The following is a 16160-nucleotide window of genomic DNA, read 5'->3' on the forward strand; positions in this document are numbered from 1 at the left end:
CGGCAGTACAGAACAGCCCGGGACCATAGCCGCTGGGGACCGATGGGGCAACGGCCGATGGTTGGGGTGGCGCGTTCATCGGCCGCGTTGTCGGCCTACAATCGCGGTTCCATCACATGCAGTCAGGGAAGCAGCATGATCGTCGGTATCGACCTGGGCACCACCCATTCGCTGGTGGGCATCTACGAGGCGGGCGGCGGTCGACTGTTCCCCAATGCGCATGGCGAGCTACTGACGCCCTCGGTGGTCAGCCTGGCCGATGGCGCGGTGCTGGTCGGGCAGCCGGCGCGCGACCGCCTGGTCAGCCATCCGGCGCACAGCGTGGCGAACTTCAAGCGCTGGATGGGCACCGACCGGCAGACCCGCCTGGGCGACCGCAGCTTCCGCCCCGAGGAGCTCTCGGCGCTGGTGCTGCGCTCGCTGCTGGCCGACGCCGAGGCCGCCCTGGGGCAGAAGGTGGAAGAGGCGGTGATCAGCGTGCCGGCGTACTTCTCCGATGCGCAGCGCAAGGCCACGCGCACTGCCGGCGAACTGGCCGGCATCCGCGTGGAGCGCCTGATCAACGAACCCACCGCCGCCGCGCTGGCCTATGGCCTGCAGCAGCGCGAGGGCGAAGGTCGGGTGCTGGTGCTGGACCTGGGCGGCGGCACCTTCGATGTGTCGATCCTGGAGCTGTTCGACGGCGTGATCGAAGTGCATGCCAGTGCCGGCGACAACTTCCTCGGCGGCGAGGATTTCTCGAGCGTGCTGCTGGAGGCCCTGCTGGCCGACCAGCGCCTGGACCTGGCTACCCTGGCCGACAGCGAGAGGGCGCAGCTGCTGCGCCACCTGGAACTCTTCAAGCGCGAGCTGAGCCACACCGGCAGCAGCACGCTGGAGCTGACGCTGGGCGAACGCCGGCTGCGCTGGGAACTGGACGAGGCCGGATTCGCCCGGCTGTGCGATCCGCTGCTGCAGCGCATGCGCGGCCCGATCGAGCGGGCGATCCGCGATGCACGGCTGCAGCCGGATGCACTGGACGACATCGTGCTGGTGGGCGGGGCGGTGCGCATGCCGATGGTCAGCCGCCTGGTCACCCGCATGTTCGGCCGGCTGCCGCTGCGCCATGTCCACCCGGACCATGCCATCGCCCTGGGTGCCACCGTCGCCGCCGGCCTGAAGGAGCGCAACGAAGCCCTGCGCGAAGTGGTGCTGACCGACGTCTGCCCCTACACGCTGGGCACCCAGGTGTCCCGCCGTATGCCGGATGGGCAGTCGCGCGGCGGCTATTTCCATCCCATCATCCAGCGCAACAGCGTGGTGCCGGTCAGCCGCGAGGATCAGTTCTTCCCGATCCACGAGAGCCAGCGCGAAGTCGTGATCGACATCTACCAGGGCGAAAGCCCGACCGTGGACCGCAACATCAAGCTGGGCGAGCTGCGCGTGCCGTTGACCCATCGTGCACCGATGGAAGAGCGCGGCATCACCACCCGTTTCACCTACGACATCAACGGCCTGCTGCAGGTGGAGGTGACTGAGGATGCCACGGGCCTGCGCCACGAGCTGATCCTGGAACAGAACCCGGGCCTGCTGTCGCCCGAGGAGATCCAGCAGCGCCTGCAGGCCCTGCAGGACCTGAAGATCCATCCGCGCGATGCCCAGCAGAACCTGGCCGTGGTGGCCCGTGCCGAACGCCTGTACGAGGAGTTCATCGATCAGCGCGACACGCTGCAGGGCTGGCTGCTGCAGTTCCGCCACGCGCTGGACGGCCAGGACCTGCACCACATCGAGCAGCAGCGCCGCGAGCTGTCGCAGGCGCTGGACATGCTGGAGCGCGATGCATGAGCTGGGGCCTGGACGTGCTGGAGCTGGGCGAGGATGCCGACGAACGTGCGATCAAGCGGGCCTACGCCCAGCGCCTGCGGGTGACCCGCCCGGAGGACGATCCGGTCGCCTTCCAGCAGCTACATGAGGCCTACCAGGCCGCACTGGCATGGGCGAAGGATCGCGCCGCAGAGGAGACCCCGTGGCCCGGCAGCGGACCGGAAGCACCGCTGCAATCGGCAGCGCCGAGCGTTGATGACGCGGGTCCGCAGGCGAATGACCACGTGCGGGCCGACCCGCGCATGGACGTGGAGGCCATCGCCGGCCGCATCCTGGCCGAAGCCGTGCAGCAGGAGCCGGACGCGCTGCAGGAGTGGCTGGCGCAGCAGCCGGAACTGTGGTCGCTGCAGGGGAAGGCGCGGATCGGTGACGCCCTGCTGGACGCGCTGTTCTCCGCCACCGAGCCGGTGCAGGCCGACAACCTCGATGTGCTGGCCGAACGGTTCGGCTGGGACGAGATCGGCAGCGGCGTGGATCCCTATGCACTGGATGCACGGCGCATGGAGATGCACCGCCAGTGGGTGGTGCAGCCGGGCAACCACCATCGCCTGGCCGAACTGCTGCAGCGCTGCGGATTGCCGAACCCGCCCGCTGCGGCCGGCGAGCACATGGCCTGGCTGTCGCGTCCGTGGAATCACTGGCAGGCACTGCTCACTTCGTTGTCGCCCCAGCGTGGGCGCGACCTCAACCAGACTCTGGATGCCCTGGGCATCGATGACGACACGGCGGTGCCGGCACCGCTGCAGGCCCGCCAGATCACGTTCTGGCGCGACATCGGCGCAATGCACCGGCTGAACCGCGAGCGCTGGCTGCAGGGACTGCTGCGCGGTGTCGCGTGCGCGGTGATCGCCGCGCTGCTGGTGCTGGCCGTGGGCGTGCTGGGCCAGTTTGCCTCGGGTGACGGCGCTGCCGGCATCCATCCGATGGCCACCTACGCGCGGGTGGCACTGTACGCGGCGCTGGCGCTGGTGCTGCTGGGCGCGGTCGCCCCCGCGGTGCAGACCTTCCTGCACTGGCAGGTGCAGGACGAGCAGCCACATCGATCCGCGCTCGCGGCGCTGCTGCCGATTCCGCTGCTGGCGATCGTGGCCATCGTGCTGATCCACGGGCTGGAGCTGCGCACGGCCGGCACCCTGCTCGCCTGGCCGGTACTGGGCCTGTCCGTGTGGCGCTGGTGGCGGCGCACCCACCTGCAGATCCAGTTCAACGGCTGGCTGCTGCTGTCGGTGGTGCCGTTCCTGAAACTGCTGATCCTCGGCATGAGCTACGCCGAGCTGCCGGTCGCCTTCGCAGTGGCGTTGTGGGCGCGCGATGCCTGGACCCAGGTGTGGTGCCGCCAGCGATGAGTGACTGGAGGGCGCTGCTGGGGCTGGACGCCGACGCCGACGAACGCGCCATCAAGCGCGCCTATGCGCGGCAGCTGCGGGTCACCCGGCCCGAAGATGACCCGGTGGCGTTCCAGCGGCTGCACGAGGCCTACCAGGCCGCGCTGGCGCAACTGCGCGAGGATGCAGCGCCGCCTGCGGAAGTCCGCCCGGCGCAGGAGACATCGACGGATACGGTGGACGCCGAGGGCGTCGCCGCGCAGCTGGTCGAGGTGGCCGGACAGGGCGATGACGCGCTCCTGCGGCAGGCCCTCCAGCAGCAACCGGAGCTGTGGTCGCTGCACGGCAAGCAGCGCATCGGCCACGCCGTGCTGCAGCAGCTGGTGACGGACGAACCGGCGCTGCCGCGCAGCACCTTCGAGACGCTCAGTGGGTATTTCGGCTGGGATGATCCGGTACGGGACTGGGACATGCACTGGCTGGACGCCGTGGCACGCCGCTGCGAACAGCGCTGGCTGCTGTCACCCGCCGGTGCGCAGGCACTGGCGACCCGCTACCTGGGCATCAGCGAGTCGCTGCTGGTGCCCGGCAGCGATGTGCTTCCCAGCCTGCGCGAGCATCGCCCGGCCTGGCGCAACCTGCTGAGCACCCTGCAGCCGTCGCGCGCGCACCAGGCAATCAGCCTGCTGGCGGCGCTCGGCTACTGGCACGACCTTCGCGTGCCACCCGGCCTGGATGCAGGACAGGTCGCGTTCTGGTCACGCTTCGGGCGCGAGGGCGATGCCATCCATTGGCAGGCCGATGGCCTGCGTGCGCTGCTGATCAGTGTGGTCCTCGGTCTGCTCTGCACCTGGGGCGTGGTCGCCAGCTGGCCGCTGCCGGCCTCCGCCGATGGCGCGCTGGATGGCGGCCAGCGCGCGGTGCTGATCATCGCCACTGCCGTGCTGCTGGCCCCTGGCCTGTGGCTGACAACCCGCGCGATACGTGCGCTCATTCGTTGGCAATCGCTGCCAGAGCACGCTTCAGCGGTCCTGCCGGGGCTGCGTATCCTGACCATTCCACTGGCGGTCGCGGCAGTGATGGCTGCGTTCCATCAGACGCTGCTCAGTACCACCGACGATCCATTCACCGCGCTGCTCGTGCTGCCCCTGGTCAGCACCGGGGTGCTGAGCATGGCCCGCCAGCGCTTCGTGCAGCGCTGTGCGCCGGCAGGGGAGAAGGCCTGGGGTACGGGCATGATGATCGCCATCGTGCTGATCGTGCCCGCGCTGGTCATGGCCCTGGTCTACTGGGCAAAAGACCTGCATGGCCATCGCGGGCAGTTGCGCTGGTCCAACCGGTAACCGAACCCGACCCGGTCATTTCTCGCGTCGCCAGTTGATCGAGCCACGGTTTTCCACCGTGCTCGATTCCACTTCCACGTCGAAGCCGCGGCGCAGCAGGTACTTCAGGGTCAGCACCGAACCGGCACCCACCATCGACACGCCATAGCCGACGTACAGCTTGGGCGAGATGTACTTGCCGAAACCGATCACCGAACCGCCCAGCGCGCGCGACTGGCTCACGCCGGCATCGTCCAGGCCCAGCTTGGCGCCCAGCTGCGAAGCCAGCAGGCCGCTGCCGGCCGACAGCGCCGCCGAGGCCGCGGTGACCTGCTGGGTCTGGTCGGTGCTGGCATTGGTCAGGCTGCGGCCCAGCACCAGATAGGCCAGTGCCTCGGACTGCGACATCGCCGGGTCGGACCACACGTCGGCACGCGGCTGCTGCGCGCGGCCGGTCACGTCGATGCCGGCGGTGACATCACCGATGCGGCGCTCGGCGCGGATGTTGATGCGCGGATCGGAGACGGCGTTGTAGTTCCAGTTGAGGTTGCCGCGGGTGATGGTCAGGTCCTGGCCGTAGGCCTTGTAGCGGCCGCTCACCTCAAGCCCGCCGTTGGCGGTCATCTCGCGGCCGGGCTTGGCCCAGACCTGCATCTTGCCGGTCAGCCCGCCCTTCAGGCCGAAGCCGGTCATCTTCACCTTGTCGCCCAGGCTCACGGTCAGGTCCATGTCCAGCGGCGAGGTGCGCGATTCCTCCGGGTCGGCCGGATCCAGCACCACCACGTCCTCGGACACCGAGGTGCCGCGGTCCAGGCGCTCCAGGTCGATGTCGGCCTCGGGCACGTTGACCGTGCCACGCAGCTCCATCGCCGCCTTGGCCAGGGTGAAGTCGAGATCGGGGTTGGCGACGATGCGCAGTTCGCTGGTGTTGGACACCAGCACGTTCTCGCCGTGGATCTTCAGCTGCAGCGGCTGCGCATCGCCGAACCAGGACAGGCCGCCGTCGACGTACAGCGTGCCCTTGCCCGAGTTGGCCTGCGCGGTGATCTTGGCCGAGCCATCGGGCTGGGCGACGAAGCTGCCCTTGCCCTGGTCGAAGGTCAGGCCCAGCGCCGGGAATTCGCCCTTGAAGTTGGTCAGCTGCGCGTCACCGCCCAGCGAGGGCTGGCCGCGCGTGCCACGCAGGCTCACGTGGCCTTCGATCAGGCCGGTGGGACGCACGATGTCCGGCGAGAAAAGCTCCAGCCAGTACAGCCGCGACATGTTGAGATAGAGCTCGCCGTTCAAAGGCGCACTGGCTTCCCAGCCGGTCTGCATCTTCGCATCGACGAAGCCGTTGCCCTGGAAGCCCATGCCCAGGTAGCCCTTGATGCTGGCCGGGGTCATGTCCAGCTTCAGCGAGAACTGGTCGTAGCGCACCAGTTCGCCGCGGGTGCTGTCGGTGCCGGCGTTGCGGATCTCGCCCAGGCGCACGCCGCCTTCCTTCGAGCGCACTTCCACGTGGCCTTCCCAGGCATTGGCGCGCGGACGGATCTGCGCGTCCAGGCTGACATCGCCGCGCAGGTAGATGCGGCGGCCGGACTGCGGCGGCAGCCACGGCTGCACCAGCGACAGCGGCAGCGCATCACTGCGCACCACCACGCCCTCGCGCGGCCAGTTGGCCTGCGCGCACAGAGCGCCACTGCCGGTGGTGGCCAGGCAGGCTTCGGACAGCGTGTAGGTACCGCCATTGATGGCGAAGGTCGCCGGTGCACGCAGCGACCACGGATCGCCCTTCATCGGCGCGATGCGCAGCGCGGACAGTTCACCGCGCCACTGCGTGCCCTGCTGGCGCACGCTGCCCTGCAGGTCGATCGCGCCCATCTCGTTGCGCGTCTGTGCGGCCAGGCGCAGGTTGGACACGCTGCCCTGCGCATCCACGTTCAAGCGCTCCAGCAGCATGCCGGCGTTGACCTGCTGGCCCTGCACCGCCAGCGTGCCGCTGTCGCCACGCCATGGCAGGTGGCCCTTGATGCTCAGGCTTTCGGCGCCGTAGCCATCCCAGTTGAGGTTGTTGCCGACCAGGTCGGCGGTGATGTCCGGCGCATCGCGCGGGCCCTTCACCTGCACCTGGCCGCGCAGGCCGCCATCGGCACCGGGCAGCAGGTCGCTCAGCTGCAGCGGCTCGAAGCGTGCGTCGATGTCCAGGCGGTCGCCGACCTTGCCCGACGCGGTCACCCGGCTGCTGCCCACGGTCAGCTTCAGCTCGCCCTGGCCCTGTTCGCCCTGCAGGGCGAACTTGCCCTGCGCGTCGACGTTGCGCTGGCGCAGCGTGCCCTTCAGCGAGGGCAGGTCCACGGTCGCCTGCAGCGTACCGGCAGTGCCGGCCGGTGCATTGGCCGGCGGCGGCAGCTGCTGGCCCTTGGAGGCCAGATTGCCCGACAGGCGGCCATTCCAGCCCGGCACGAAATAGCCCGGATCGAAGTCCTTCAGCGTGGCCTTGGCATCCCAGTCCAGCTGGGGCGACCAGGCCACCTGGCCCTCCACCTGCAGCTGGCCACCCGGGGTCTGCGCCTGCAGCTGGTGGATCTGCGCGGCCTTGTCATTACCGCGCACATCGAAGCGCAGCTGCGCATTCTGTTGCTCGCGCTGCACGTCGGCGCGGCCGATCGCGGCCCAGGCCTGCAGCGTGCCGGCCAGGCCGAAGCGTGCTTCCTTCAGGGTCACCGGTACCGGTGCGCTGCCGGCGGTGTTCGGGTCCGGCGCCGGCACCCAGGTCAGGTTCTGCGCGATCACCGAGAAATTGAGCTTCTGCTGGTCTTCCTGGCTGAAATCGGCCGTGCCTTCCAGGCGTGCTTCGCCGCCCAGGCCCTTCACCACCAGCGGCGAGACCTTCAGCACCTGGTCCTGCAGCGAAACCACCGACGGTGCCAGTTCCAGTTCCTGCTCGCCCTGCTTCACCCGCCCATGCAGGTTGGCGTTGCCGCCCTTGCCCGAGGCGGTGAAATCCAGTGCCAGCGGCGCGATGCCCGAAGTCGCCAGCGCCGGCGACAGCAGCGCCAGGTCCAGTTCGTCGCTGCGGACCGTGGCATTCCAGGTCGGGTCGGTGCGGCCGTCGAACACCAGCATCGCCTTCAGCGGCTGCGGTGCACGGCCGGCGACGGCCACTTCCATGTGCGCCAGATCGCCGCGCGCGACCAGGCCCAGGGTGGCGGCAGTGCGCCCGCGCGGTGCCGGCAGCACGGCGGTCACGGTCACGTCGGTGTCGTAATCCTTGGCCGGGATGTAGCGGCCCTGGGCGGTGAAATCGCCCATGTCGCTGTCCACGACCAGATTGTGCGCCTGGAACTCGCCATTGGCGATCTCGATGCCGCCACGCACGCGGGCGATGTCGATCACCGGCTCATTGGCTTGGCTGATGCGGAAACCATCGATGGCGATGACATCGGCCTGGATCGCCAGCGGCATCTCGATCTGCGGCAGCGAATCGGGCCACGACGGCAGCTTGAACGGCTCATCGCTCTTGGCCAGGTTGAGCGTGGCGTTGGTCAGTTCCAGCTTGTCCAGCAGCAGCTTGCGGCCCAGCAGCGGGCGCAGGTCCGGCTCCAGGTGCGCGCGCTCGGCGTGGAAGTGGATGTCGTCGTAGCGGAAATCGACGTTGTACAGGGTCAGCGGGCCAGCCACCGGGCCGTCCGCCTTGTCCCAGGTGAAGCTGGCGCCCACCGGCAGCCGCGCCACCACCTGCGCCAGCAGCACATCACGGCCGGCCACGGTCTGCAGCAGCCAGTACACGGCCAGCAGCGCCAGCAGCACCAGGCCGATGACGCCCACGCCCGACCACGCCCAGAAGCGGCGGCGGCGGTAGAAGCGCACGCGCGGCGGCGGCGGGGTGCGGGTCTCCGGGGTCTGCGCGCTCACAGGTCCGCTCCGATGTTCAGGTACAGCTGGAACTGCGAATCAGGGTTGTTCAGGCCGTGCGCGATGTCCACGCGCACCGGGCCCACCGGCGATTTCCAGCGCACGCCGAAGCCCACGCCGGTGTGCAGGTCGATGGTGTTGTCGAACGCGCTGCCGGTGTCGACGAAGACCGCCGCACCCCACGGACCGCCCTTGAAGTAATGCTCGTACTCGGCCGAACCGACCACCAGGTTCTTCGCACCCAGCGCGTACTTGTCCGGCGCCGGCGTACGCGGGCCCACCTCACGGAAGGCATAGCCGCGGATGCTGCGGTCGCCACCGGCGAAGTAGCGCAGGCTCGGCGGCATCGCCACCAGGTCGCTGGTCCAGGTGGTGCCACCTTCGCCGCGCAGGATCAGGCGGTCGCTCTGCCCCACCGGGATATACCAGCGCAGCACGGCATTGGCCTGCACGAAGCTGGTATCCGAACCGGCGCCCTCGATGCCGCCACGCAGGGTGGCGGTGCCGCTGACGCCGCTGCGCGGGAACAGCGGATCGTCGACGTTGACGTAGTCGGCGACCAGCTGCGGGTAGACCAGGGTCGAGGTGTTGTAGACCGCGTTGGTGAACTCGGTGCCCGAGGCATAGCGCCAGCGCTCGCGCAGGGCGTTCATCGAGGCGATGGCGGTCCAGTTCTCATTGATCTGTCCGCTGCGGCTGGCGATCAGCTTGAAGTTGCGCAGGTCGATGTAATCGGTCTGCTCATCGTAGGCACTGGCGGTGAAGCCGTACCAGCCGTCGAGCCACTTGAACGCCGGCACGCGGTAGGTGCTGGTCAGGCTCTTCCGCTTCTGCGCATAGTCCAGCTGGGTGTTCATCTTGTGGCCGCGGCTGTTCACGTAGCGCCGCTCGATGCCACCGCGCACACCCGCGCCGCTCTCGCTGCCGTAGCTCAGGCCCGAGGTATAGATGGTGCGCTTGGCCCGGGTCAGCTTCACGTCCACCGGCACTTCGCCGTTCTCGTCGGCCTGGTCCGGCCGCGGCTGGATGTCGATCACGCTGAAGTAATCAAGCTTGGTCAGCGATTCGCGCAGGCGGTCCAGCTTGCCTTCGTGGAAGTAGCTGCCCTGTTCCCAGTACACCAGCGGGTCGAACAGCTTGTCGACGAAGTAATCCTGCTCGAAGGTCACCGGGCCCATGTTGTAGCGGCGCCCGCTGTCCCAGGTCAGGTCGATGTCGGCGGCGTTCTCGGCGCGGGTGACCTGCACCTGGCGCTGGGTGTAGTCGGCGTCGAAGTAGCCGCGCTCGGCCAGGCGCCGGGTGATGGTGATCTTGCTGGCTTCGTACTGGGTGTGTTCGAAGCGCTGGCCCTTGCGCGGCTTGAACGCGGCCAGGTCATCCTGCAGGTACTGGTCGTACATGGCAGGGCCGGTGATGTCGATGTGCTCGCGGCGCACGCGCACCGGCTCGCCCTTCTCCACCCGGATATGCACCTGCACGCGCTCGTCCTGGCGGGGCGCTTCCACGGTGATCTCCGGGTTGTAGTAACCGAACGGCTCCAGCGCCTCGCGGGTCTGCCGCTCGGCCTGCGACAGCAGGTATTCCAGCCGCGACTCGCCCTGTTCCTTGCCGATGGTGTCGTACAGCGTCAGCGATTCCTGGATGTTCTCGATGATCGCGGCGTCGTCGCCCTTGTCCAATCCCTTGATGTCCACCTTGTCGATGGTGCCGCGCGCATGGGCCACGGAAGTGGTGGCCAGGGTCAGGACCATCAGCGGGAGGGCGTATTTCTTTGGCTGCATGCGGCACAGCATACCGACCGCGCGTGACGATGCGAAATGCAGCGCGCGAATGGGGATCGGTTGTTAAGTGGCAGTCAAAATGCGCAGCTTTGTGCGCGTTATCTGCACGATATGGGTAGTGCCGGCCGCTGGCCGGCACCCATGGCAAATGCCGGCCAGCGGCCGGCACTACCGCCCCATCCACGCCTTGCGTGACCGGGCCCAGTAGATCCACGCCATGCGTGGATGGGTCACCCCATCAATTCGACAGGTGCTCGATCGCCGCGACCTTGCCCAGGCGCTCGCCCAGCAGGGTCAGCAGCGCCAGGCGGTTGCCACGCAGCGCCGGGTCTTCGGCATTCACCATCACGCCATCGAAGAACGCATCGACCTGCGGACGCAGGCGCGCCAGGCGCGCCAGCACGGCCACGTAGTCCTTCTGGTGCAGGCTGGCGCCGGTGTCGTCGATGGCCGCGGTGACCGCTTCGGCCAGCGCGCGCTCAGCGTCTTCCTGCAGCAGCGCTGCATCGATCTGGCCCGGGATGTCGCCCTCGGCCTTGCGCAGGATGTTGCGGATGCGCTTGTTGGCCGCGGCCAGCGCCTCAGCTTCCGGCAGCGCGGCAAACGTGCCGATTGCGTCAAGGCGACGGTCGAAGTCATACAGCGAAGCCGGCTTCAGCTCGGCCACCGCGTTGAAGTGGGTGGCCGGCACGCCCTTGTCGCTGTAGTAGCCCTTCAGGCGGTCGAGGATGAAGTCGTACAGCTCGCCCACGTCGGCCTGCACGTTGCGCGCGGCCAGGCCGGCGTTGGCGCTGGCCAGCAGCGCGCGCAGGTCCAGCTCGAAGCCGCTTTCGATGATGATGCGGGCCAGGCCCAGCGCGTTGCGGCGCAGGGCGAACGGGTCCTTGTTGCCGGTCGGCTTCAGGCCTGCGGCGAAACCGCCGGCCAGGGTGTCCACGCGCTCGGCGATCGCCAGCACCTTGCCCAGCGCCGACAGTGCGATGTCATCACCACCGAAGCGCGGCTGGTAGGCCTCGTCGATGGCCAGCGCCACCTCCGGCGATTCGCCACCGGCCACGGCGTAGTGGCGGCCGGCGATGCCCTGCAGTTCCGGGAATTCATTGACCATGCGCGACTGCAGGTCGTTCTTGGCCAGCTGTGCGGCACGCTTGGCCAGCACCGGGTCGGCACCGACCTGCGGCGCGATCACTTCGGCCAGCGCCGAGACGCGCGCCACCTTGTCGGCCACGCTGCCCAGCTTGGCCTGGTAGGTCACGGTCTTCAGGCCGTCGCCCATCGATTCCAGGCCCTGCTTCAGGTCTTCGTCGAAGAAGAACTTGGCATCGGCGAAGCGCGGGCGGATCACGCGCTCGTAGCCCTTGGCCACTTCGGCCACGTCCTTCGATTCGATGTTGGCGATGCCGATGAACTTCTCGGTCAGCTTGCCGCTGTCATCCAGCACCGGGAAGAACTTCTGGTTGATCTCCATCGTCTCGATCAGCGCTTCCTGCGGCACGGCCAGGAATGCACGCTCGAAGCTGCACAGCACCGCCGCCGGCCACTCGACCAGGTTCACCACCTGCTCCAGGTTGTCCTCGGTGATGCGGGCGCTGCCACCGGCCTGGCCAGCAGCGGCCTCGACTTCGGCGACGATGCGCTCGCGGCGCTCGGCCGGATCGACCAGCACCTTGGCCGCGCGCAGCGATTCGACGTAATCCTGCGGCTGGCTCAGCCACACGGTCTTGTCATGGTGGAAGCGGTGGCCACGGCTCATGCGGTCGGCCTTCAGGCCGAACAGCTCGGCCTCGACCACGTCGGCACCGTGCAGCAGCACCAGCCAGTGCGCCGGGCGGGCAAAGCCCCAGTCGTGGTCGCCCCAGCGCATCGGCTTGGGGATCGGCATCGCAGCGATGGCCTCGCGCAGGATCTCCGGCAGCAGCGCGGCGGTACGCGCACCCGGGCTCACCGCACGGTGCACGAAGCGCTCACCCTTGTTGTCGCTGGTCTTCTCCAGCGCGGTCCAGTCGATGCCAGCCTTGGCGGCGAAGCCCTGCAGGGCCTTGGTCGGCTGGCCTTCGGCATCCAGTGCGATGTTCAGGTACGGGCCCAGCACTTCACTGCGCTGTTCCGGCTGTTCCAGGCCGACGCCAGGCAGCAGCACGGCCAGGCGGCGCGGGGTCGACAGCGGGCGTGCATCGCCCAGTTCCAGCTCGACGCCGCGCTTGCGCAGGCCGTCGACAACGCCATCGAAGAAGGCCTGGGCCAGGCCCGGCAGCGCCTTGACCGGCAGCTCCTCGGTGCCCAGTTCGATCAGCAGGGGGGACAGTTGGCTCATCGTTTCAATCCTGTGGTGGGGGCGCAGCGCGCGACGCGGCCGGCGCCCCGGGGCAATGGGGTGATGAAAAGCAGCGAGGCCGTCAGGCCTTCTTCGCGCCCGGGAAGCCCAGCTTCTCGCGCTGCTCGTAGTAGGCCTTGGCCACCGCCTGGGCCAGCGCGCGCACGCGCAGGATGTAGCGCTGGCGTTCGGTCACGCTGATCGCGCGGCGCGCATCGAGCAGGTTGAAGGTATGGCTGGCCTTCATCACCTGTTCGTAGGCCGGCAGCGGCAGGTTCACTTCCACCAGCTTCTGCGCCTCGCGCTCGCACGCGTCGAAGCGGTGGAACATCTCTTCCACGTCGGCGTGTTCGAAGTTGTAGGTGCTCTGCTCCACCTCGTTCTGGTGGTAGACGTCGCCGTAGGTCACCGGCTGGCCATCCGGGCCGTAGGTCCAGACCAGGTCGTAGACGTTGTCGCAGTTCTGCAGGTACATGCACAGGCGCTCGAGACCGTAGGTGATCTCGCCCAGCACCGGGCGGCATTCCAGGCCACCGGCCTGCTGGAAGTAGGTGAACTGGGTCACCTCCATGCCGTTGAGCCAGACTTCCCAGCCCAGGCCCCAGGCGCCCAGGGTCGGCGATTCCCAGTTGTCCTCGACGAAGCGCAGGTCGTGCACCAGCGGGTCGATGCCCAGCGCCTTCAGCGAATCCAGGTACAGCTGCTGGATGTTGTCCGGCGCCGGCTTCATCGCCACCTGGTACTGGTAGTAGCGCTGCAGGCGGTTCGGGTTCTCGCCGTAGCGGCCGTCGGTCGGGCGGCGCGACGGCTGCACGTAGGCCGCGTTCCAGCCTTCCGGACCGATCGCACGCAGGAAGGTGGCCGGGTGGAACGTACCGGCGCCCACCTCCAGGTCGAGCGGCTGGATGAGCACGCAGCCCTGCTGGGCCCAGAACTGGTTCAGGGTCTGGATCAGGCCCTGGAAGGTGATCGGAACGGTCGGGTTCGCGGACATGCGGACGATTCTTGGCCGGCAGAGGGGTGCGCTAGTATAACGGCCGACCTGCGGGGCATTCCGTACCCGGGAGGAGCAGGCAGATGGAACACCGGCTGCCGGCAGGCACGCCCGGGGCACCGGCCCCGTTGCCACCAGGGCGCCTGCAGTTCGAGCAGGTGGCCGCTGCCGCACTGGCCGATGGCCTCATCGCCGAACGTGACCGCGACCGCGTGCGCTTTTCAGCACAGGGCGCGCGCAACGCCAGCGAAGTGCACCCGCTGGTGCTGCTGTCCAACCTCAAGCTGGCCGCCAGCGAGGGCGGCGAGCTCAGCCTGGAACGGCTGACCGAATGGCTGGCCCGGCGCACCGGCTGCCGCTACCTGCGCATCGACCCGACCCGCGTCGACGTCGCCTCGGTCACCGCCGTGGCCTCCCACGCCTATGCCCGCCGCCACCGTTTCCTGCCGCTGGCGGTCGACGCCGAGCGCGTGCTGGTGGCCACCAGCGAGCCGCTGGCGCAGGAATGGCGCCGCGACCTGCAGCACCTGACCCGGCGCCAGATCGAGCTGGCGATGGTCAATCCGCTGGACCTGCACCGCTACACCATGGAGTTCTTCGGGGTCACCCGCTCGGTGCGCGGGGCCCGCGGCGACGTGCGCGGCGAAGCCAACACGACCCTGCCCAGCTTCGAGCAGCTGGTCGAGCTGGGCCGCGCCGGTGACGTCAACGCCGACGACCAGCACATCGTCCACATCGTCGACTGGCTGCTGCAGTACGCCTATGAACAACGCGCCTCGGACATCCACCTGGAGCCGCGCCGCGAGATGGGGCGCATGCGCTTCCGCATCGATGGCGTGCTGCACAAGGTGTTCGAGGTGCCGCCGGCGGTGATGACCGCTGTGGTCAGCCGCATCAAGGTGCTCGGCCGCATGGACCTGGCCGAGCGCCGGCGCCCGCAGGATGGCCGCATCAAGACCCGTTCGCCGGGCGGCCGCGAGGTCGAGATGCGCCTGTCGACCATGCCCACCGCCTTCGGCGAGAAGTGCGTGATGCGCATCTTCGACCCGGATGCCGCCTTCAAGAGCATCGACCAGCTTGGTTTCAGCCCGCAGGAGGCCGCCGGCTGGAATGCGCTGGTCGAGCGTCCGCACGGCATCGTGCTGGTCACCGGCCCGACCGGTTCGGGCAAGACCACCACCCTGTATTCCACCCTGAAGCGGCTGGCCACCCCGGACGTGAACGTGTGCACGGTGGAGGACCCGATCGAGATGATCTCGCCGGAGTTCAACCAGATGCAGGTGCAGGCCAACATCGACCTGGACTTCGCCAGCGGCGTGCGCACCCTGCTGCGACAGGACCCGGACATCATCATGATCGGTGAGATCCGCGACCTGGAGACCGCGCAGATGGCGGTGCAGGCCTCGCTGACCGGCCACCTGGTGCTGTCCACCCTGCACACCAACGATGCGGCCTCGGCCATCACCCGCCTGCTCGACATCGGCGTGCCGCACTACCTGCTGGCCAGCACCATCAACGGCATCCTCGCCCAGCGCCTGGTGCGCACCCTGTGCCCGCACTGCAAGCAGCCGCACACCCTCGGCGCGTCCGATTGGGCGGTGCTGGCTGATAGCCATGCTGCATATCCAGATGCCGCCACGCCCTGTCGGCCGGTCGGTTGCCTGGAGTGCCGGCGCACCGGTTTCCTCGGCCGCATCGGCCTGTATGAGTTGCTGCCATTGGGTTCGCGGCTGCGCAGGCTGATCCGGGCGGACATGGATCTGGCCGCTTTCGGACGTGCCGCACAGGCTGAAGGACTGCGAACCCTACGCCAGGCGGGGCTTGAAAAGGTGGCGCAGGGGCTGACTACAATCGAGGAAGTCCTGTCAGTCCTGCCGCCCCCTGATGAATCCAGCACCGTTCCTGATCCTTGAAACCGGCCGCCCGGTGCCGTCGCTGCGGCGCTACGGCCGTTTTCCGCACTGGATCCGCGTCGCCGCCGGGCTGGAAGAACACGAGACGGTGGTGGTCGACGTCGAGCACGGCGGCCACCTGCCCGACGCCCGCGGCTTCGCCGGCGTACTGGTGACCGGCTCGGCCGCCTACGTCACCGACCACGCCGAATGGAGCGAGCGCAGCGCGGCGTGGCTGCGCCAGGTCGCCCACGACGGCATGCCGGTGTTCGGCATCTGCTACGGCCACCAGCTGCTGGCGCACGCGCTCGGCGGTGAGGTGGCCTACAACCCGGCCGGGCGCGAGTCGGGCACGATCGAACTGGCGCTGGACCCGGCCGCCGCCGAGGATCCGCTGTTCGGCGGCCTGCCCAGCCACTTCCCGGCCCACGCCACCCATATGCAGACCGTGCTGCGCGCGCCCGAGGGTGCCGCGGTGCTCGCGCGCTCGCCGCTGGATGGCTGCCACGCCTTCCGCTGGGGCCGCCAAGCCTGGGGCGTGCAGTTCCACCCCGAGTTCGCCACCCACCACATGCGCGGCTACATCCGTGCCCGCGCCGACTGCATCGGCCGCCACGGCGGCTGCGCGCGCAGCATCGAGCGCGCGGTCAGCGCCGCGCCCCTGGCCCGCCAGCTGTTGCGGCGCTTCGTCCGCCAGGCCCGCCAGTCTTCAGCCCAGCCGGTCGCAAAACAGGGATAATCGGCGGCACGGGCACCCGCCCGGCCCCCTTCT

At 68.8% G+C, this 16160-nt stretch carries 9 protein-coding genes; 5 read left to right on the forward strand and 4 right to left on the reverse strand.

Annotation, left to right across the window (positions count from 1 at the left end; translation table 11 throughout):
* Positions 1–135: 135 nt before the first annotated feature.
* From C1925_RS20510 to C1925_RS21175, 3 genes are read left to right on the forward strand one after another with little or no spacing between them, the layout of a single operon-like run.
* Positions 136–1824 carry a molecular chaperone HscC gene (locus tag C1925_RS20510; RefSeq protein ID WP_108770503.1) on the forward strand — a complete coding sequence of 563 codons (1689 nt, stop codon included), beginning with the start codon at positions 136–138 and terminating at the stop codon, positions 1822–1824.
* Entirely contained in the window at positions 1821–3209 is a 1389-nt protein-coding gene (locus C1925_RS20515; RefSeq protein ID WP_108770504.1) for a hypothetical protein, read from the forward strand. Before C1925_RS20510 ends, C1925_RS20515 begins: the two co-directional genes overlap by 4 nt.
* Positions 3206–4531: a J domain-containing protein gene (locus C1925_RS21175; protein WP_174213470.1), complete on the forward strand. Its 1326-nt coding sequence runs from the start codon at positions 3206–3208 to the stop codon at positions 4529–4531. Before C1925_RS20515 ends, C1925_RS21175 begins: the two co-directional genes overlap by 4 nt.
* 15 nt (positions 4532–4546) lie before the next feature.
* Here C1925_RS21175 and C1925_RS20525 read toward each other — a convergent pair whose 3' ends face one another.
* The 4 genes from C1925_RS20525 to glyQ form a co-directional block, all read right to left on the reverse strand.
* Positions 4547–8407: a translocation/assembly module TamB domain-containing protein gene (locus C1925_RS20525; RefSeq protein WP_108770505.1), complete on the reverse strand. Its 3861-nt coding sequence runs from the start codon at positions 8405–8407 to the stop codon at positions 4547–4549.
* On the reverse strand, positions 8404–10200 hold the full coding sequence (locus C1925_RS20530) for an autotransporter assembly complex family protein (RefSeq protein ID WP_108770506.1): 1797 nt from the start codon (positions 10198–10200) through the stop codon (positions 8404–8406). Before C1925_RS20530 ends, C1925_RS20525 begins: the two co-directional genes overlap by 4 nt.
* A 226-nt stretch (positions 10201–10426) precedes the next feature.
* Complete coding sequence (gene glyS, locus C1925_RS20535; protein WP_108770507.1) at positions 10427–12502, reverse strand: glycine--tRNA ligase subunit beta; 2076 nt, start codon at positions 12500–12502, stop codon at positions 10427–10429.
* An 82-nt stretch (positions 12503–12584) separates the two neighbouring features.
* Positions 12585–13496, reverse strand: a complete 912-nt coding sequence (gene glyQ, locus C1925_RS20540) for a glycine--tRNA ligase subunit alpha (protein WP_108770508.1) — start codon at positions 13494–13496, stop codon at positions 12585–12587.
* An 83-nt stretch (positions 13497–13579) separates the two neighbouring features.
* Between glyQ and C1925_RS20545 the strand changes: the two genes are divergently transcribed.
* Entirely contained in the window at positions 13580–15409 is a 1830-nt protein-coding gene (locus C1925_RS20545) for a GspE/PulE family protein (RefSeq protein WP_108770509.1), read from the forward strand.
* Positions 15381–16127 (forward strand): glutamine amidotransferase, encoded by a 747-nt coding sequence (locus tag C1925_RS20550; protein ID WP_108770510.1) that lies wholly within the window; start codon positions 15381–15383, stop codon positions 16125–16127. Before C1925_RS20545 ends, C1925_RS20550 begins: the two co-directional genes overlap by 29 nt.
* The last annotated feature ends 33 nt before the right edge of the window (positions 16128–16160 follow it).

It is taken from the genome of Stenotrophomonas sp. SAU14A_NAIMI4_5 (assembly GCF_003086795.1).
In the GTDB taxonomy this organism is placed as follows: domain Bacteria; phylum Pseudomonadota; class Gammaproteobacteria; order Xanthomonadales; family Xanthomonadaceae; genus Stenotrophomonas.